The sequence below is a fragment of the Dactylosporangium sp. CA-092794 genome, assembly GCF_050948465.1.
In the GTDB taxonomy this organism is placed as follows: Bacteria; Actinomycetota; Actinomycetes; order Mycobacteriales; family Micromonosporaceae; genus Dactylosporangium.
Map to the genome: position 1 here is coordinate 2,011,490 of NZ_CP192044.1, position 19,255 is coordinate 2,030,744.

A 19,255-nucleotide genomic window follows, 5' to 3' on the forward strand; every position below is an offset into this window, starting at 1 on the left:
CGCTGCGTCGCCTCAGCGTCCGCGCGCTGCGCTGTCTCCGCGTCCGCGCGCTGCCGCTCGCCGGGCTTGGCTGGACGCTGCGCTGTCTCCGCGTCCGCGCGGTGCCGCTCGCCGGGCTTGGCTGGGCGCGCGCCGTTGCGTGCATTCCCGACATATCCGAAATGTCGGGCGGGGTGCGGACAGAGTGCGGCGACGGTCGGGCGCGGGTGGTGGCTCGGTGCGGTGGGGGTCAGGCGGAGGTGGGTGGGGAGCAGGACGGCGCCGCGTGAACTCCTGGCGGAGGTGGTCAGGCGGAGGCGGGCGGGGGGAGCAGGACGGCGCCGATGGTGGCGGTGAACTCCTGCCAGGCCGAGCGCTCCTCGGCCAGGACCTTACGGCCGGCGTTGGTCAGGCGGTAGGTGCGCCGCTCGCGGCCGCCGACGGTGGACCAGGCGCTCTCCACGTAGCCGGCGCGCTCGAGCCGGCGCAGGGCCGGATACACCGTGCCGGTGGGCAGGGCCAGCGAGCCGCCGCTGCGCTGTTGCAAAGCCTCGATGATGGCGTAGCCGTGGCGGGGTTCGCCGTCGAGCACCGCGAGCAGGAGTGCGTCGAGATGCCCGCGTAGCGCGTCCGCCTTCATGTGTAGCGAGTCTACGGGTTAGCCTCTCGCCGCGCCACGGCAGGGGTTTAGGCGCGCGGGGCGTGGGCAGTCCCGTCGCACACTACGGGGGACGGGAGCGCGGGCGGGCATGGGGGCACAGACATGAGGCGGCGGGCGGAGGCCGCGGGAGACGTCGATCTGCAGTGGCCGACCGGGCTGGGTACCGCCCTCGCCGTCGCCTCCGGGCGCGCCCTGTCCTACCGCCGCGGCGTACCCCGGCCGGTCGTGGCGGCGCCCCGCTGGAGCACGCCCCGTGGCCGGCACGCGCGCCGGGACCCGGAGAACACCCTCGACGCCGGCGCGGTCGCCCGCTGGCTGGTCGGACAGCTGCCGCCGGGGCGCTTCAACGGCCTGGTGCTCGGCTCGCCGCACGGTGCGGCCGTGCACCTCGCCGCGGCGCTGGGCGTGCCCTGGCTGCCGGTGGCGTTCGAGCTGCCCACGCCGGACATCGCGGCCGCCGACGGTACCGCCGCCGGACCGGCCGGCGAACGGCTCGCCCGGGCGGTCCTGGCCGCGAACCCCGACGTGACGGTCCGGCAGGTCTACGACCCGGTGTGGCGGGGCTGGTCGCCGGCCGCGACCGCGTACGCGGTGGTGCGCTGGCAGCGGCTGCCGGCCGCCTACCGGGACCTCATCGCCGACCGGCTGCGGCCCGGGGCCCCGCTCGTGGTGACCCGGGACGTGAGCCGCTGGCTGACCGTGCCGGCCGCAGGCACCGTGGGGTACACCTTCCAACTCGGCGGACCGGCGGCCGGCCTGACTCCGCCCGACTACTACGAGCGCCCCGGCCGCGAGCCGGAGCCCGGCGCCGAGCGGCCCGAGGACAGCGACGGGGAGCGCAGCGTCGATCGGGGTCTGGTCGAGGACCTGCGCCGGTACGCCTCGGCGCACGGCCACCCGGTCCGCCAGATCCTCTACCGCCACCCCGACGTGCTCAGCGGCGCGGTCGCCGACCTCTACCGGGAGTGGCTGCGGGCCGGCGACCGGACCGGCAACCGGCTGGTGGTGGAGTCCGGCCGGCTGCTCGATCCGTGGCACGTGGTGCGGGCGGGGCTGGTGCCCTACTGGTGCGAGTACCCGCTGCGCTCCGTGGTCCGGACGCTGTCGTGGTGGCTGGCCGGCAGCGAGCCGTTCACCGCCATCGACGTGCTGCCCGAACCGCCGGGCGGCCCGCTGCCGACGACCGCGCCGCTGGCCGAGTGGGAGGGGGTGGCCGCGTTCGCGACCCGGTTCTCGCGGGTGGACCCGCGCTGCGCCCGCGTGTATCCCTCGGGTGCGGTGCCGGCCCACCACGCGACGCAGGTGATGCGTTCGTTTCCGCACGACCTGCCGTACCTGCCGTTCCTGGAAGCCGACGCGGCGCTGACCACGCTGACCCAGCGCGGCCAGAGCGACGGGCTGCTGGTGCTGTGACTACGCCGACGTGGTGTCCTCCGACTTCTCCTTGTTCTTCTGGACCTTGCTGATCACGTCGTGCAGGGGCTTGGTACCGCTGCCGACGACCACGCCGGTGATGACCGCGTCGATCCAGACCGGGATGCCCTGCCAGCCGTCGCCGGCGATGGAGTGCAGCAGGTAGAGGCCGCCCGACGCGGAGGCGACGGTGGCCAGGGCGACCGCGATGCCCCATGAGACCAGGCCCCGGTTGGCCCGGCCGCGGTCGACCATCGACTTGGCGTGTGCGACCTGGACGAGGTCGTCGAGGGTGGCGTCGTGGTACTTGTTCGCCATGTTCGCCACCGCCGTCTCCAGTTCGCCCTTGGCGTGCTGACCGGGCATGAACCGGGCGAAGGGCTCCAGCACGCGCTCGACCGCGGTGGCGAACGCGAACAGCACCCCGAAGAGCGCGGTCGCGTCGGGCAGGTGGATCTCGTCGGCGTTGACGTTGAAGTGGTACAGCGCCCAGGAGCCCGCCCCGCCGGCCGCGATCAGCAGGAAGGCGGAGATGAGCGCGCCGATGCTGGCCGGCTCGGTGGCCACGGCGGCGGCCGCGCCACCGGGCGCGGGCGCCGCGTCGCCCCCGATGGCCGCGACAGCGGCGCCGATCCCGCCGGGCGGCGCCCCGCTGGGCGCACCGGGCGCGCCGGGCACCTGCAGCCGCAGGGTGGGGTCGTCTTGCGCGGTGGGCTGCGCCGGGATCGGTGCCGGCGCGAGGTTGGATGGTGCGACCGCGGCCGCGGCCACGACGCGATCGCTGCTGGTGCCGAGGACGGCGGTACGACGGACCAATGCCATGCGCGCAGGTTAATGCCCTGCGCCAAGCCGTTTACTCCGGGTCGCGCGGTCGGTCCTCACCACCGCGGACCTGGCACTCCTTGCCCCGCAAGCCCTGCCCGCCGGCCACGCCCGCACCGCGGCGTCGCGGTCCGGCGATGTCGGCTTCGCGACGGCGCGCTGTCCCGAAAAGTCGGGCGCTCCGCGCCACGACTTTTCGGATTTATACCCCGACAGGTCATATATCCGATTCGGTGACCATAAGGCTCCACGATCATGCACACGACCACGGCGATACCCCGGTTTCTCATGATCGCGGAAAGTTATGGTACCCCCGTGTACATCAGGACTCCGTGATCATGAAAAACCCTTAGTGCGCACCGCCGGTCGAGCATGATCCCGGAGACATAAAGCGCGTTGGGTGACTGGCCGGTTGTTCCGCCGGTTGTCGGTGGCCAGAGCCGCGGCGTGCGGCGGCGCCGGCCCGGCGGCGGGCTGAGGTCGCGGCCCGGGGTGGCTGGGGTCGTGGCCCGGCGGTGGGTGGTGGACGTGCGGCCGGGCGGCGGCCCGGGGTCGCGGCCCGGGGTGGCTGGGGTCGTGGCCCGGCGGTGGGTGGTGGACGTGCGGCCGGGCGGAGGCCGCGGCCCGGGGCGGCGTGGGTCGTGGCCCGGCGGTGGGCGGCGGCGTGGCCCGGCGGTGGCTGAGGTCGCGGTCCGGCGGTGGCATCTCGGCGGCGTGCGGCGGCGCCAGCCCGGCGGCGCGGCCCGGCGGCGCGGCCCGGCGGCGCGGCCCGGGGTGGCTGGGGTCGTGGCCCGGCGGTGGCATCTCGGCGTCGACCGTGGCCGGGGCGATGGCGGGGGTTGCGGCCCCGGCGGCGGATCGTGGCCGGTGAAGTGGCTGAATACGCCCAATAAGGGCTGGGCGCGATAAATCGTGATATGTCCGATAAGTCTGGCGCGCCAGCGCCGGACTTATCGTTTTGGCTCGGGTCCGCGTCACCGGCTGACCGTTGCTCCCGCCAGACACCGGGTCCGGCCTGCCCTGGACGGGCGGCCGGGCCCTGCCGGGTCCGCGGTGCCAAGAACACAGCGGCGGCGGGGCCGCCGTCCGTGGTGGACGACGGCCCCGCCGAAAGCGATTGCTGCCCTTGCGGTGTTCCCTTGTGTTCCCTTGCTTACGCGGCCGGAGCGGACGCCGGTGCCGAGGCCGAGGCCGGCGCGGAGTCCGAGGTGCTCGGCGCCGCGGTGTCGGCCGGTGGCGGCAGGGCGCTGCCCTTGACGTAGTCGGTCCAGGACTTGTCCCAGTCGGTCCAGCCGTTGCCCCACGCGAGCTTGCGGGTCGTGTTCTTGACGATCACGACGTCGCCGATCTTGGTGAGGTTGTACAGGTACTTCGCGTTCGTCTCCGAGACGTTGGTGCAGCCGTGCGAGACGTTGCGCTTGCCCTGGTCGCCGACCGACCACGGGGCCGAGTGGATGTACTCGCCGCCGCTGGTCATGCGCTGCGTCCAGTAGACGGTCTCGCGGTACGGGTCGGAGGGGTCGGTGCCGACGAACAGCTCGGACTGGTTCTTGTCCATGACCACCATGTTCCCGCTGGAGGAGGGGGTCTTGGCCTTGCCGAGGCTGACCGGCATCGTCTTGATGACCTGACCGTTCTGTTCGACCGTCATCTGGTGGGTCTTGTCGTCCGTGGTCATGACGATCTTGTCGCCGATGCTGAACGTGCTGGTGACGTCCCGGGTGCCCCAGCCGTTCTTGGTGAGCTGGAGGCCGCCGACCGCGAGCCGGACGTTGATCTTCGTGCCGGACTGCCAGTACTCCTTCGGGCGGTAGTGCACCTCGCCGCCGTTGAACCAGTACCAGGTGCCGACCTGCGGCGGGTTGGAGGTGACGATCAGCCGCTGCTCCACCGCGGCCCGCATGTCCTGCGGCACGCTGGAGCCGAAGCGCACGACGATGGGCATGCCCACGCCGTAGACCTTGTTGTCGGTGATCGCCGTCGAGACGTTGACCGTCTTGCCGGGTTTTGCCATCGTGGTGAACGTGATCTTCTTGCCGGCGGTGTCGCCGGCCGAGGTCACGGTTGCGGTGTACTGCGTGCCGTATTTCAGCTGCGACCCTGGGATCCAGGCCGTCCCGTCGGCGCGGAGCGCGCCCGCCACCTGCGCACCGGAGCCGTCCGTCAGCGTGACCGCGGCGTTGGAGCCGGGGGCACCCTGCAGGGCGAGTTCGGTGGCGGTGGAGACGTTGTTCGCACCGTCGGCGGGAGCGGCGAAGGCCGCCTTGGGCAGCTCGGCGGACGCGGAAGCCGAGGGGCCGCCGGCACTGCTGTCAGCGCCGGTCCATTTCGGCTTGACCTCGTCGTCGTTGCTGCAGCCCGCTGCGAGAACGACGACGCTGGTGAGGGCGGCGATCGTGGCCAGTGCGCGTGCGGAGACTCCCATGTCCACACCTCCTTCGTTGGGCTAGAGCATGCACCGGTTACAAGGCCGGTGTATCCCTGGTTTGTGCCACTGGTTCACGTTTAACGGAAACCACGCCGTGGCGGGCGATCTTGCCGTGCAACATCGTAGGAAGTAACGGATGATTGCATCCATCCGCTCCTTGGACGTCTTCCCGACCGTCCAGGGTTGCGTGACAGTTCGGTAACAGCGCCGCTACCTCGTGGGATTTGTCACGATCTCACCCTGTAGGTCGCCCGCCGGTACAGACGGTACTTTGGTCGGCACGCAGACAGCGGGCGCGCCCGGCATGTGGTACTGGACTCGAGTACCGAGCATGCAACTTGCGCCCGCTCTTCGCGTACACTGGCAAGACCGCTTCCCAGGGCCGACGTTGTCCCGATTCGCATTCGATGACGTCAGGAGGCCCGATGGGTTACCCCGGACCGCAGCAGCAGGGGCTCTACGACCCTGCCTTTGAGCACGACGCCTGCGGGGTCGCCTTCGTCGCCGACATTCACGGCCGCAAGTCGCACGACGTCGTGTTCAAGGGACTCTCCGCGCTGCGGCGGATGGACCACCGAGGTGCCCGGGGCGCCGAGCCCAACACCGGCGACGGGGCCGGCATCATGATCCAGATCCCGGACGCCTTCCTGCGCGAGGTGGTGCCGTTCGAGCTGCCGCCCGCCGGGCAGTATGCGACCGGCCTGGCCTTCCTGCCCACCGACGACGACGCCGCACGGCGCGCACAGCGGGTGCTGGAGAAGTACGCCCTGGTCGAGGGCGCCCTGGTGCTCGGCTGGCGGGACGTGGCGGTCGACGCCACCGACCTGGGCGCCACGGCGCTGGCCGCCATGCCGCGCATCCGCCAGGTGTTCGTGAGCGCCGAGCGGCTCGGCTCGCCCGGCACCGTGCTGTCCGGCCTGGAGCTGGACCGGGTCGTCTACTGCGTGCGCAAGCAGGCGGAGCGGGAGACCCGGGAGCGGGGCATCGAGCTGTACCTGCCGTCGCTGTCCTCGCGGACCATCACCTACAAGGGCATGCTGACCCCGGACCAGGTCGTGTCGTTCTACCCCGACCTGTCCGACGAGCGGGTCGCCTCGGCGATCGCCCTGGTGCACTCGCGCTTCTCGACCAACACGTTCCCGTCGTGGGAGCTCTCCCACCCGTACCGCATCATCGCCCACAACGGCGAGATCAACACGATCCGCGGCAACCGCAACTGGATGGCCGCCCGCGAAGCGCTGCTGGCCACCGAGAACCTGCCCGGCAACATCCGCCGGCTGTTCCCGATCTGCACCCCGGAGGCGTCGGACTCGGCGAACTTCGACGAGGTGCTGGAGCTGCTGCACCTGGCCGGGCGGAGCCTGCCGCACGCGGTGCTCATGATGATCCCGGAGGCCTGGGAGAACGACCCGCGGATGGACCCGCTGCGCCGCGCGTTCTACCGCTTCCACGCCTGTCTGATGGAGCCGTGGGACGGCCCGGCCAGCGTCGCGTTCACCGACGGCACGGTCGTCGGCGCGGTGCTGGACCGTAACGGCCTGCGCCCGGGCCGCTGGTGGCAGACCAGCGACGGGCTGATCGTGCTGGCCAGCGAGGCCGGCGTGCTCGACCTGGACCCGGCCACGATCGTGGCCAAGGGCCGCTCGGCGCCGGGCAAGATGCTGCTGGTCGACACCGCCGCCGGGCGCATCCGCACCGACGACGAGATCAAGGCCGAGCTCGCCGGGGCGCAGCCCTACGAGGAGTGGCTGCACGCCGGGCTGATGGACCTCGACGAGCTGCCGGAGCGCGAGCACGTCGTCTACACGCACGACTCGGTGCAGCGGCGGCAGCAGACGTTCGGGTACACGGAGGAAGAGCTCAAGATCCTCATCGCGCCGATGGCCCGGGCCGGCGCCGAGCCGCTGGGCTCCATGGGCACCGACACCCCGGTCGCCGTGCTCTCCACCCGCCCGCGGCTGATGTACGACTACTTCACCCAGCTCTTCGCGCAGGTCACCAACCCGCCGCTGGACGCGATCCGCGAGGAGCTGGTCACCAGCGTCGCGGCCACCATCGGCCCGGAGGGCAACCTGCTGCGGCCCGGGCCGGCCTCCTGCCGGCAGATCGCCCTGCCGTACCCGGTGATCGACAACGACGACCTCGCCAAGCTGCTGCACATCGACGAGGACGGCGACCTGCCCGGCTTCAAGGCGGTGCGGGTGTCCGGGCTGTATCCGGTCCGCGACGGCGAGACCGGCCTCAAGCGCCGCCTGGTCGAGATCATGCGCGGGGTGTCCGAGGCCATCGAGGACGGCGTGCGCATCCTGGTGCTCTCCGACCGCGACTCCACCGCCGACCTCGCCCCGATCCCGTCGCTGCTGCTCACCGCCGCCGTGCACCAGCACCTGGTGCGCGAGCAGACCCGCACCCAGGTGTCGCTGGTCGTCGAGTCCGGCGACTGCCGCGAGGTGCACCACGTGGCGCTGCTGGTCGGCTTCGGCGCCTCGGCGGTCAACCCGTACCTCGCCTTCGAGACCGTCGAGGACCTCATCACCACCGGCGCGCTGCCGGCCATCGACCCCGACACGGCGGTCCACAACTACGTCAAGGCGCTCGGCAAGGGCGTGCTGAAGATCATGTCCAAGATGGGCATCTCGACCGTCTCGTCGTACTGCGGCGCCCAGGTCTTCGAGGCCGTCGGGCTCGACCCGCGGCTCGTCGAGCGGTACTTCACCGGCACCCCGAGCAAGATCGGCGGCATCGGCCTGGCCGAGATCCACGCCGAGATCGCCGCCCGGCACGCCCGGGCCTACCCGGCCAACGACGCCGAGCGGGCGCACCGCCGGCTGGAGGTCGGCGGCGAGTACCAGTGGCGGCGCGAGGGCGAGCTGCACCTGTTCAACCCCGAGACCGTGTTCCTGCTGCAGCACGCGACCCGGTCCCGGCAGTACGACGTGTTCCGCCGCTACACCGCCAAGGTCGACGAGCTGGCCGGCCGGGCCGGCTCCCTGCGCGGCCTGTTCGAGCTGCGGGCCGGGCTCCGCCCGCCGGTGAGCATCGACGAGGTCGAGCCGGTCGCGGAGATCGTCAAGCGGTTCGCCACCGGCGCGATGTCCTACGGCTCGATCTCGGCCGAGGCCCACGAGACGCTCGCCATCGCGATGAACAACATCGGCGGCAAGTCCAACACCGGCGAGGGCGGCGAGGACCCGGACCGGCTGCACGACCCGCGCCGCCGCTCCGCGGTCAAGCAGGTGGCCAGCGGCCGCTTCGGGGTGACCACGGAGTACCTCGTCAACGCCGACGATCTGCAGATCAAGATGGCCCAGGGCGCCAAGCCGGGCGAGGGCGGGCAGCTGCCGGGCAACAAGGTGTGGCCGTGGATCGCCAAGACCCGCCACGCGACCCCCGGCGTCGGGCTCATCTCGCCCCCGCCGCACCACGACATCTACTCCATCGAGGACCTCGCGCAGCTCGTCTTCGACCTCAAGAACGTCAACCCCGAGGCGCGCGTGCACGTCAAGCTCGTCTCCGAGGTGGGCGTGGGCACCGTGGCGGCCGGCGTGGCCAAGACCAAGGCCGACGTCATCCTCATCTCCGGTCACGATGGGGGTACGGGCGCGTCGCCGCTCAACTCGCTCAAGCACGCCGGCACGCCGTGGGAGCTGGGCCTGGCCGAGACGCAGCAGACCCTGCTGCTGTCCGGCCTGCGCGACCGGGTCAGCGTGCAGGTCGACGGCCAGCTCAAGACCGGCCGCGACGTGGTCGTGGCGGCGCTGCTGGGCGCCGAGGAGTTCGGCTTCGCCACCGCGCCGCTCATCGTCTCCGGCTGTATCATGATGCGGGTCTGCCACCTCGACACCTGTCCGGTCGGCATCGCCACGCAGAATCCGGTGCTGCGCAAGCGGTTCACCGGCTCGCCGGAGTTCGTCGAGAACTTCTTCTGGTTCCTGGCCGAGGAGGTCCGGGGGTACCTCGCCGAGCTGGGCTTCCGCACCCTGGACGAGGCGATCGGGCACACCGAGCTGCTCGACGTGCGCGCCGCCGTCGACCACTGGAAGGCCGGCGGGCTGGACCTGTCCCCGCTGCTGCACGTGCCTCCCCTCGCCGACGGCGCCGCCCGCCGGCAGACCACCAAGCAGGACCACCGGCTGGAGCGGGCGCTGGACAACCAGCTCATCGCCGCCGTGTCGCCCGCCCTGGACGCCGGCGAGTCGATCCGGCTCGAGGTCGCGGTGCGCAACGAGCACCGCTCGGTGGGAGCGATGCTCGGCGGCGAGATCGTCCGGCGGGTCGGCGGCGCGGGCCTGCCCGACGACACCGTGGACATTACGCTGCGCGGTACCGCCGGACAGTCCTTCGGCGCGTGGGTCCCCCGTGGAATCACCCTGCGGCTGCTCGGCGACGCCAACGACTACGTCGGCAAGGGCCTGTCCGGCGGGCGGCTCATCGTGCGCCCCGACGAGCGCGCCCCGTTCGTCGCCGAGGACCAGATCATCGGCGGCAACACCGTGCTCTACGGCGCGACCGCCGGCAAGCTGTTCATGCGCGGCCGGGCCGGGGAGCGCTTCGCGGTGCGCAACTCGGGCGCGACCGCGGTCGTCGAGGGCGTCGGCGACCACGGGTGCGAGTACATGACCGGCGGCACGGTCGTCGTCCTCGGGCTCACCGGCCGCAACTTCGCGGCGGGCATGTCCGGTGGCGTGGCGTACGTCTGGAAACTCGACCGGACCCTGGTGAACTCGGAGCTGGTCGACCTGCGCCCGGTGGCCGACCCCGACGCCCTGCGCGCCCTCGTCGCCGAGCACCACGCCACGACCGGCTCGCCCGTCGCCGAGCGGCTGCTCGCCGCCTGGGACACCGCGGTCGGCGAGTTCATCGAGGTCATGCCGCGCGACTTCGAGCGCGCGATGGAGGCGATGCGGGCCGCCGAGGCTGCCGGCCGCGACGTGGATGCGGCTGTCATGGAGGTGGCACGTGCCTGACCCCAACGGTTTCCTGCGCTACGAGCGCCGGTTGCCGGCCCGCCGGCCGGTGCCGGTGCGGCTGCGGGACTGGCGGGAGGTGTACCCGTCCGCCTCCGACGAGCTGATCCGGGAGCAGGCCAGCCGCTGCATGGACTGCGGCATCCCGTTCTGCCACGACGGCTGCCCGCTCGGCAACCGCATCCCGGACTGGAACGACCTGGTCCGCACCGGCGACTGGGACTTCGCGATCGAGGCGCTGCACGCCACCAACAACTTCCCGGAGTTCACCGGCCGGCTCTGCCCGGCGCCGTGCGAGGCGGCCTGCGTGCTGTCCATCGCCGGCGGCCAGGCGGTGACCATCAAGCAGGTCGAGGTCGAGATCATCAACCGGGCGGTGGCGGCCGGGCGGGTCATCCCGCGCCCCGCCCCGGAGCCCTCCGGCAAGAGCGTCGGCGTCGTGGGCTCCGGACCCGCCGGCCTCGCCGCCGCGCAGCAGCTGGCCCGGGCCGGGCACGCCGTCACCGTCTACGAGCGCGACGACGAGCTGGGCGGCCTGCTGCGGTACGGCATCCCGGACTTCAAGCTCGAGAAGGAGCACATCGACCGCCGGCTGGAGCAGCTGCGCGCGGAGGGTGTGCGGTTCCGCACCGGCGTCCACGTGGGCGTGACGGTGTCCGTCGAGGAGCTGCAGGCGTCGCACGACGCGCTGCTGCTGGCCTGCGGCGCCCTCGCCGGCCGGGACACCCCCGGCACGCCGGGCCGGGCGCTGCGCGGCATCCACCTGGCCATGGAGCACCTCGTCGAGTCCAACCGGGTGGTCGCCGGCAAGCAGCCCTCGCCCGCCATCACCGCCGAGGGCAAGAACGTCGTCATCATCGGCGGCGGCGACACGGCCGCCGACTGCCTCGGCGTGGCCCACCGCCAGGGCGCCCGCTCGGTGCTGCAGCTCGACCAGTACCCGCTGCCGCCGGAGTCCCGCGACGAGTCCCGCGACCCGTGGCCCACCTGGCCGTGGATCCTGCGCAGCTACCCGGCCCACGAGGAGGGCGGCGAGCGCGCCTTCGCCGTCGCGGTCACCTCGTTCGAGGGCGACGCCGAGGGCAACCTCACCGCGGTGCGCATCGCCGAGGTGCAGGTGTCCAGGGTGGACGGACAGCGGGTCGTCAGCATCGTCGAGGGGACCGAGCGCGAGTACCCGGCCGACCTGGTCCTGCTGGCGATCGGCTTCGAGGGCACCGAGGAGGGCCCGCTGCTGACCTCGCTGGACCTGACCCGCAACCGCCGCGGCGGCATCGACACCGGCGCCGACTGGCAGACCACCGCCCCCGGCGTGTTCGTCGCCGGCGACATGCACCGCGGCGCGTCGCTGATCGTGTGGGCGATCGCCGAGGGCCGCGCCGCCGCCGCGTCGATCCACGCCTACCTCGGCGGCGACGGCACCCTGCCCAGCCCGGTCGACCCCTCCGCGGCGGCCTTGTCGGCCTGAGGTGCCGTTCGGGAGCGAACCAGGTAGCGGGTTCGCTCCCGGGTACCTCCCGGCCATGCGTTTGCGCTGTTTGTTCCTGGCCTGTGCCATCCTCGCCTGGCTCCCGGCCCGTCCCGCCCACGCCGACGACCCGGCCGGCTTCTCCAGCGACGTGAACGTGGCGATCCGCGTCACCGAGCACTACTGGAGCACGAAGATCGTCGGCTTCCGCCCGATCTCCCGCATCATCCCGTACACCGCCGACGGCGAGGTGCTCTGCGGCCTCCAGCCGATCCCCGCGCAGAACGCGGCCTACTGCCCGATCGGCGACTTCATCGCCTACGATGCCCACTGGTCCGAACAGGTCTACGACGAGATGGGCGACGCCTTCGTCTTCTACCTGCTGGGCCACGAGTACGGCCACGGCATCCAGCAGCGCCTGGGCATCCAGTACACCTTCACCATCTACCAGGAACTCCAGGCCGACTGCTTCGCCGGCGCCATGATCGGCGACTCCATCCGCACCGGCGACCTGACCCTGGAGACCGGCGACCTGCAGGAGCTGAAGGCCGGCCTGTTCTCGGTCGGCGACCCCCCGGACGAGCCCTGGTTCCAGGAGGGCGCCCACGGCTCTCCCGCCCAACGCACGGCCTCGTTCTTCGGCGGGTACGACCAGGGCCTGACCGCCTGCGACCTGCCCACTTCCGCCCCTCCAGCCTGACCTTCGCGTCTGCCGGGCGTGCTGGCGGTCGGCGGTAGCGACCGCGCCGGCAACCACGCGGCGATCTCGGCGACGGGGCCCGAGATGGTGGTGGCCGCGCCCGCGGTGGACATCGTCTCGACAAGGCCGTCCGGCAACTACGGCGTCGCTTCGGGCACGAGCGATGCGACGGCGATCGTGGCGGGGGTGGTGGCGCTGGTGCGGGCCAGGTATCCCGGGCTCGCGGCCGCTGAGGTGGTGCGGCGGATCGCGGTGACCGCTACCGACCGGGGGCGGCCCGGGCGGGACGACGAGTTCGGGTTCGGGATTGTGAATCCGGTTGCGGCGCTCACCGCCGACGTCGGGCCGGTCTCGCCCGGGCCGGTCGGGTCGGTGGCCGGCGGTACCAATGTGCCCGGTGAGGGTGGGGAGAGCGCTGCTCGGGCCGGAGGGGTGGGCTGGGTGGTCGGGGCGGGGGTTGTCGTGGTGATCGTGGCCGGGGTGGTCGTGGCGCGGCGGCGTGGGCGGCGAGATTGATCACCTCCGGGTCGGGTGTGGTGGTCACCCACGGCGGGTAAGGCGGGCGGCATGCGGGACACTGTCATCGGGACGCTGGCGCCGCTGGGGATCGCGCTGGGAGTTGCGCTGCTGGCGTTGGTCGTGGTGGAGGTCGTGCACCGGATTCTGCTGCGGGCCGGGCGGAGGTCCCGGTTTGTCACCGAGCTTGCCAACCGGTCGCACCGGCCCGTGCAGTGGGTCGTGGTGCTGTGTTCGGTGTACTACGCGGTGCGGGCCTACGCCGGGCAGACCTCGTGGCGGCACGCGTTTCTGCATGCCGATCAGCTGATCATCATCGGGGCGGTGGCGTGGCTCGCGGCGGCGCTGCTGGTGGTCGGCGAGGAGCTGGCGCTGTCGCGGTTCCGGACCGATGTGCCGGACAACCGGACGGCTCGGCGGGTGCACACGCAGGTAGTGATGAGCCGGCGGGTGACGGTCGCCGTGGTCGCGGTGCTGGCGGCGGCGGTGATGCTCATGACGATTCCGGAGGCGCGGCTGCTCGGGACCAGCGTGCTGGCCTCGGCCGGGTTCGCCGGGATCATCGCCGGTCTGGCGGCGCAGAGCGTGTTGCGCAACGTGTTCGCGGGGCTGCAGCTCGCGTTCTCCGACGCGGTGCGGCTCGGGGACGTGGTCATCGTGGAGGACGAGTGGGGGAGGGTTCAGGAGATCACGCTGACGTACGTCGTCGTGCACGTCTGGGACGATCGCCGGCTGATTCTCCCGACGTCGTACTTCACGGATCGGCCGTTCCAGAACTGGACCCGGACGGAGTCCGCCCTGCTGGGCGCGGTGATGTTCGACGTGGACTGGTGGCTGCCGGTGCCGGAGATGCGCGAGGAGCTGCGGCGGACGCTCGAGTCCACCGACCTGTGGGACGGGCGGGTCTCGGTGCTGCAGGTGGTCGAGGCGACCGGCCCCGCCATGCAGATCCGGGCGCTGGTCAGTGCCTCGGACGCGCCGAAGCTGTGGGACCTGCGCTGCTTCGTGCGCGAGCACCTGGTGTCCTGGCTGCGCGATGCGCACCCGGCGGCGCTGCCGCGGGTGCGGGCGGAGGTGACCTCGGCGATGCCACTGCACGCGACGCTGACCGGACAGACCGTGACGACCGACAGCGACTCGCGGGTGTTCAGCCACAGCGCGGACGGGCGGGCCCGGGCCGAGGCGTTCACCGGACCGGAGCCTTGACGGCACCCGGCGGATCGCCGTGGCGCGGCCCGCCGGCAACCCCACGACGGCGTGACCGGCGGGAAACGGGCCGGTGGACAGAGTCTCAACTGATGGCTTGCGACCGGGGCAGCCGATACGGCCCGTGGTCGAGGGGCTAGCCTCGTGGATGTGACTCGACGCGCCAAAATCGTCTGTACGCTCGGCCCCGCCACATCGTCGGCCGAGCGGCTCCGTGGCCTTGTCGACGCCGGTATGGACGTCGCGCGGCTCAACTTCAGCCACGGCAGCCACGAGGACCACGCCTCGGTGTACAACCTTGTCCGGGAGGCCGCCATTGCCGCCGGCCGCCCCGTGGGCATCCTCGCGGACCTGCAGGGTCCCAAGATCCGGCTCGGTCGGTTCGCCGACGGGCCGCACGAGTGGGCTACCGGTGACACCGCTGTCATCACCAGTGACGACATCCTCGGCACCGCCGACCGGGTGTCGTGCACGTACAAGAAGCTTCCGGAAGAGGTCAAGCCCGGCGACCGGCTGCTCATCGACGACGGCAAGGTCGCCGTCGAGGTGACGAGCGTCACCGGCAACGACATCTCGGTGCTGGTCACCGAGGGTGGCATGGTCTCCAACAACAAGGGCGTCTCGCTGCCGAACGTGGCGGTGAGCGTGCCGGCGCTGTCCGAGAAGGACGCCGAGGACCTGCGCTTCGCGCTGCGGCTCGGCGCGGACTGGATCGCGCTGTCCTTCGTGCGCTCGCCCGAAGACATCAAGCTCGTCCGCGAGATCATGGCGGAGGAGGGCATCCACCGCCCGGTCATCGCCAAGGTCGAGAAGCCCGAGGCGGTGGCGGCGCTGGAGGCGATCGTCAACGCGTTCGACGGGGTCATGGTGGCCCGCGGCGACCTGGGCGTGGAGATGCCGCTGGAGCAGGTGCCGCTGGTGCAGAAGCGCGCCGTGCAGCTGTGCCGCGAGCAGGCCAAGCCGGTCATCGTCGCGACCCAGATGCTCGACTCGATGATCGAGAACGCGCGGCCGACCCGGGCCGAGGCCTCCGACGTGGCCAACGCGGTGCTCGACGGCGCCGACGCCGTGATGCTCTCGGGCGAGACGAGCGTCGGGAAGTACCCCATCCTGACCGTGGCGACGATGGCCCGCATCGTCGCGACGACGGAGGGCGGCTCGCTGTCGGTGCCGCGGCTGCAGCACGACCCGCGCACCAAGGGTGGCGCGCTCACCTCGGCGGCGTCCAACATCGCGCGCAACATCGGCGCGAAGGCGCTCGTCGCGTTCTCCCAGACGGGTGACACCGTGCGCCGGCTGGCCCGGCTGCACTGCGAGCTGCCGCTGCTGGCCTTCACCCCGGAGCCCACGGTGCGCAACCAGCTCACTCTCAGCTGGGGCGTGCAGACCTTCGACGTGCCGTTCGTGCAGCACACGGACGAGATGTTCCAGCAGGTCGATCTGGCCCTCGTCGGCCTGCCGTGGCTCTCGCCCGGCGACGACGTGGTCATCGTCGCCGGCTCCCCGCCCGGCACCCCGGGCTCGACGAACACGCTGCGCGTCCACCAGCTGGGAGCACTGTCACAGGGCTGACCGCGGCCTGGCGAGCCACCACTTGCGTAGATTGTCCGTGTGACCCAACTGGTTAGCGGGCAAGCGGCGGTGGACGCGCTCGTCCGGCTCCTGGATCTCGAGGCGTTGGGGGACGACCGGTTCCTGGGCATGAGCCCGCCGGACGGCCCCCAACGCATCTTCGGCGGGCAGGTCGCCGCCCAGGCGCTGGTCGCCGCCGGCCGCACGGTCGACCCGCTGCGACAGGTCCACTCGCTGCACGGCTACTTCGTCCGCCCCGGCGACCCCACCGTGCCGATCACGTACTCGGTGGAGAACATCCGCGACGGCCGCTCCTTCTCGGTGCGCCGCTCCGTGGCCCGCCAGCACGACCAGGTCATCTTCTTCATGTCGGCGTCGTTCCACCGCGCCGAGCAGGGCCTGGACCACCACGAGCCGGCCCCGGTCGACGTGCCCGGCCCCGACGAGGTGCCCACGATGCTGGAGCGGATGGCGAAGTACCCGGACCGGGCCAGCGTCATCTCCGTCATCGCGCGCCCGATCGACGTGCGCTACGTCGGCGAGTCCGGCTTCGTCCCGGCCGGCGACCGACCGGCCGAGGCCCGGCAGCGAGTCTGGATGCGCCTGGACGGCAAGCTGCCCGACGACCCGCTGCTGCACACCTGCGTGCTGACCTTCGCCTCCGACATGACTCTGCTCGACTCGGTGCTGTCCGCGCACGGCGCCGTCTGGGGCGAGGGCGGCTTCGTCGGCGCCAGCCTCGACCACGCGATGTGGTTTCACCGCCCGTTCCGCGCCGACGAGTGGTTCCTCTACGACGCGGTGAGCCCGTCCGCCTCCGGCGCCCGCGGCCTGGCCACCGGCCGGATGTTCACACAGGACGGCCGGCACATCGCGACGGCCGTGCAGGAAGGCCTGTTGCGCCGCGTGGGAGGATAAGGACATGCGCCTTTCGGCCCGAGTTGACTATGCGCTGCGCGCGGTGGCAGAGCTGGCGGCCATTTCCGCGGACGGCAAGCTGGTGACCGCGGACCGCCTGGCCTCCGCCCAGCAGATCCCCCCGAAGTTCCTGGAGAGCATCCTGCTCCAGCTGCGCCGCGGCGGCATCGTCGTGGCCCAGCGTGGCCCGGAGGGCGGCTACCGCCTGGCCCGCCCGGCCGCCGACATCTCGCTGGCCGAGATCATCCGCGTGATCGACGGCCCCCTCGCCAACGTGCGCGGGCAGCGCCCGGAGGAGCTCGGCTACCACGGCGCCGCCGCCGCCCTGCAGGACGTGTGGATCGCCCTGCGCGCCAGCGAGCGGCTGATCCTCGAGACGGTGACGATCGAGGACGTGGTCACGGGCGAACTGCCCGAGCGGGTGCGAGACCTGGTCGCCGATCCGCGCGCCTGGGTCTGAGCAAATTCTGACTCCGGTCCGTGCAACGCACGACCGTTGCTCCCGTCAGACACCGGGCCGGGGCCCAGCTTCGCTGGCCCTGGCCCTGCCATGTCCGCGGTGCCAAGTGCCAAGAGCCCGGATAAATCCAGCCACTCCGTGACCGGATTTATCCGACATTCCGCATATGTCCGTTTGTCGGCCGCTCGGTCCGTCCCGCCCCGATTCGATCACCAGTCCGCCGCCCCGGCCCCTCTGCCCGGGCCCGAGCTCGCAGCGCTGGCCTCGCCCGGAGCGATTCGCCGCAGCCGAGTTCCACGTGCCGGGAGCGCACCGTGCTGGAGCTGGAGCCGGAGCTGGAGCTGGAGCCGGAGCTGGGGTCGGAGCCGGAGCTGGGGTCGAGCCGGAGCTGGAGCCGGGGTCGGGGTCGGTCTCGGGGTCGGTCTCGGGCGCAGGCCGCACCCTGCTGCGCCCGCTGTGACCGGAAGTCTCCGTGATCATGCCGAACTGGCCACCGACACCATCGATTTTTCATGATCGCGGAGTGAACATGTACACCCGTGTACCAAATGTCTCCACGATCATGGCAAACCCGGGGTGCGGCCGTGGCGACACGCATGATCGCGGAGACTTATGGCCGGTCCATAAGCCGATTTGTGGTGACTTAATCGGATACATCGCCTGTCAGGGTATAAGTCCGATATGTCGTGGCGCGGAGCGCCCGACATATCGTTTTGCTCTTGGCGGTGCGGGTGGTGGGGGGCTTGGTATTCTCTATCGGATTGATAGGAGATAGGATCTCGGCATGATCGTTGTGCTTTCGGGGAACCCGCGCCCGCACTCGCGTACCCTGCACCTCGCCGAGGAGGTCGGCGCCGCGCTCGCCGAGCGGCTCTCGCAGCCGGTGCCGCACACCATCGACGTCGCCGCGCTCGGCACGCGGCTGCTGCAGCCCGGTGACGGGGTCGTCCTCGACGCGATCGGCCGGCTGCGCCGGGCCAGCCTGCTGGTGGTGGCCACCCCGACCTACAAGGGCACCTACACCGGCGTGCTCAAGGTCCTGCTCGACCAGCTCCCCGCCGACGGGCTGCGCGACGTCGCCGCGGTCACGGTGGTCACCGCCGGGGTCCGGCCGCAGGCCGAGGCGACCGAGCGGCACCTGCACGAGCTGCTCACCGAGCTCGGCGCCGTCCCGGTCGTGCCCGGGCTGGCCGTGGTCGAGCCGGAGCTGGCCAACGCCGGCACCGCCGCCGCCGAATACGTGACGCGCATCGGCGACTCGTTCACCGCCGCCGGCGTCTGATCATGGAGCGGCGACCAGCGCGGCGGCCGAGGGCTGCTCGATCAGCTCGTTGAGCGAGCGGGCGATGGAGACCAGCGCGTAGGTCTGCGTGACCTGCAGCGTCCGGTCCATCTCCAGGTTGTCGGCCATGTCCAGCTCGGCGCGGATGCTGTGGAGGAACCCCTCGGCGGCCTGCAGGTAGGGGTCGTGGGCTTTCGACATGATCCGAGCGTAGGCGCCGCCCGGCGGCGCCGCGGCCGGTTGGCGCAGATGGCCGGTCAGCGGGGCTGCCAGGCGGCAGAGGCCGGTCAGCGGGGCTGTCAGGCGGCAGAGGCCGGTCAGCGGGGCTGCCAGGCGGCGGGCGGGGTGGTGAGGCGGCGCACGTGGGCGGGCATCCGGCCGCGGACCACGTCGGCGAGGCTGACCTCGTCGAGCACGTTGCGCACCGCGGCCCGCACCGCCACCCACAGCTGCTGCAGGTGCTCGGCGGTCCCGGAGTACATCGCCTCCTCGGGCCGCACGCCCCGCACCTCCGCCAGCGGTCCGTCGACGGCGCGCAGCACGTCGCCGACCATGATCTCCGACGGCTGGCGGGTCAGGACGTACCCGCCGTCGACACCCCGCTGACCGCGCACGAGGCCGGCCCGGCGCAGGTCGCCGAGCACCGCCTCCAGAAACTTGCGGGGCATGTCCTGTTCGTCGGCGAGGCCGGCGGCCGACACCACCGCCGGATAGGCGGCCGCGAGGCCGAGGGAGGCCCGCACCGCATAATCCCCGCGCGCCGAGATGTGCATCGAAAGACTGCCTTTCCGGCCGGGCTTATGGCATAGGTTGTCCGATACCAATGTAGGGTGCCGGCCCGCGCCTGATCTCCGGGGTAGCGT

The 19,255-nt window shown here is 72.0% G+C and carries 15 protein-coding genes; 10 read left to right on the forward strand and 5 right to left on the reverse strand.

From position 1 onward, the window contains the following. Positions 1–286 precede the first annotated feature (286 nt). Positions 287–619 carry a PadR family transcriptional regulator gene (locus ACQPXD_RS08870; protein ID WP_432836596.1) on the reverse strand — a complete coding sequence of 111 codons (333 nt, stop codon included), beginning with the start codon at positions 617–619 and terminating at the stop codon, positions 287–289. Positions 620–742: 123 nt separating this feature from the next. On the opposite strand from ACQPXD_RS08870, the gene ACQPXD_RS08875 reads away from it, so the two are divergent. Beyond that, positions 743–2,053, forward strand: a complete 1,311-nt coding sequence (locus tag ACQPXD_RS08875) for a hypothetical protein (RefSeq protein ID WP_432836598.1) — start codon at positions 743–745, stop codon at positions 2,051–2,053. Here the strand turns inward: ACQPXD_RS08875 and ACQPXD_RS08880 are convergent, their stop codons facing one another. Continuing rightward, complete coding sequence (locus ACQPXD_RS08880; protein WP_432836600.1) at positions 2,054–2,875, reverse strand: hypothetical protein; 822 nt, start codon at positions 2,873–2,875, stop codon at positions 2,054–2,056. It abuts the gene before it with no gap. 1,153 nt (positions 2,876–4,028) lie between these two features. Continuing rightward, positions 4,029–5,300, reverse strand: a complete 1,272-nt coding sequence (locus tag ACQPXD_RS08885; RefSeq protein ID WP_432836602.1) for an Ig-like domain-containing protein — start codon at positions 5,298–5,300, stop codon at positions 4,029–4,031. Positions 5,301–5,728: 428 nt separating this feature from the next. Between ACQPXD_RS08885 and gltB the strand changes: the two genes are divergently transcribed. The 9 genes from gltB (at position 5,729) to ACQPXD_RS08930 (ending at position 18,392) form a co-directional block, all read left to right on the forward strand. Then, complete coding sequence (gene gltB, locus ACQPXD_RS08890; RefSeq protein WP_432836604.1) at positions 5,729–10,270, forward strand: glutamate synthase large subunit; 4,542 nt, start codon at positions 5,729–5,731, stop codon at positions 10,268–10,270. Then, positions 10,263–11,738: a glutamate synthase subunit beta gene (locus ACQPXD_RS08895; RefSeq protein WP_432836606.1), complete on the forward strand. Its 1,476-nt coding sequence runs from the start codon at positions 10,263–10,265 to the stop codon at positions 11,736–11,738. The genes gltB and ACQPXD_RS08895 overlap by 8 nt, the downstream gene beginning before the upstream one ends. 55 nt (positions 11,739–11,793) lie before the next feature. Then, positions 11,794–12,438, forward strand: coding sequence for a neutral zinc metallopeptidase (locus ACQPXD_RS08900; protein WP_432836608.1), 645 nt, complete (start codon positions 11,794–11,796; stop codon positions 12,436–12,438). Between the two features lie 18 nt (positions 12,439–12,456). Further along, positions 12,457–12,954 (forward strand): S8 family serine peptidase, encoded by a 498-nt coding sequence (locus tag ACQPXD_RS08905; RefSeq protein ID WP_432836610.1) that lies wholly within the window; start codon positions 12,457–12,459, stop codon positions 12,952–12,954. A gap of 51 nt (positions 12,955–13,005) precedes the next feature. After that, entirely contained in the window at positions 13,006–14,160 is a 1,155-nt protein-coding gene (locus tag ACQPXD_RS08910) for a mechanosensitive ion channel family protein (RefSeq protein ID WP_432836612.1), read from the forward strand. Between the two features lie 144 nt (positions 14,161–14,304). After that, the gene (gene pyk / locus ACQPXD_RS08915; protein ID WP_432836614.1) at positions 14,305–15,732 is read left to right on the forward strand and encodes a pyruvate kinase; all 1,428 of its coding nucleotides are present in this window, start codon (positions 14,305–14,307) and stop codon (positions 15,730–15,732) included. Between the two features lie 48 nt (positions 15,733–15,780). Further along, complete coding sequence (locus ACQPXD_RS08920; protein WP_432843743.1) at positions 15,781–16,650, forward strand: acyl-CoA thioesterase; 870 nt, start codon at positions 15,781–15,783, stop codon at positions 16,648–16,650. Between the two features lie 4 nt (positions 16,651–16,654). Next, entirely contained in the window at positions 16,655–17,110 is a 456-nt protein-coding gene (locus ACQPXD_RS08925; protein ID WP_432836616.1) for an RrF2 family transcriptional regulator, read from the forward strand. Positions 17,111–17,894: 784 nt separating this feature from the next. Beyond that, positions 17,895–18,392, forward strand: coding sequence for an NADPH-dependent FMN reductase (locus ACQPXD_RS08930; protein WP_432836618.1), 498 nt, complete (start codon positions 17,895–17,897; stop codon positions 18,390–18,392). Here ACQPXD_RS08930 and ACQPXD_RS08935 read toward each other — a convergent pair whose 3' ends face one another. Together ACQPXD_RS08935 and ACQPXD_RS08940 are read right to left on the reverse strand one after the other, a co-directional pair. Beyond that, complete coding sequence (locus ACQPXD_RS08935; RefSeq protein WP_432836620.1) at positions 18,393–18,593, reverse strand: hypothetical protein; 201 nt, start codon at positions 18,591–18,593, stop codon at positions 18,393–18,395. A 116-nt stretch (positions 18,594–18,709) separates the two neighbouring features. Next, positions 18,710–19,165: an RrF2 family transcriptional regulator gene (locus tag ACQPXD_RS08940; protein ID WP_223102116.1), complete on the reverse strand. Its 456-nt coding sequence runs from the start codon at positions 19,163–19,165 to the stop codon at positions 18,710–18,712. Between the last annotated feature and the right edge of the window lie 90 nt (positions 19,166–19,255).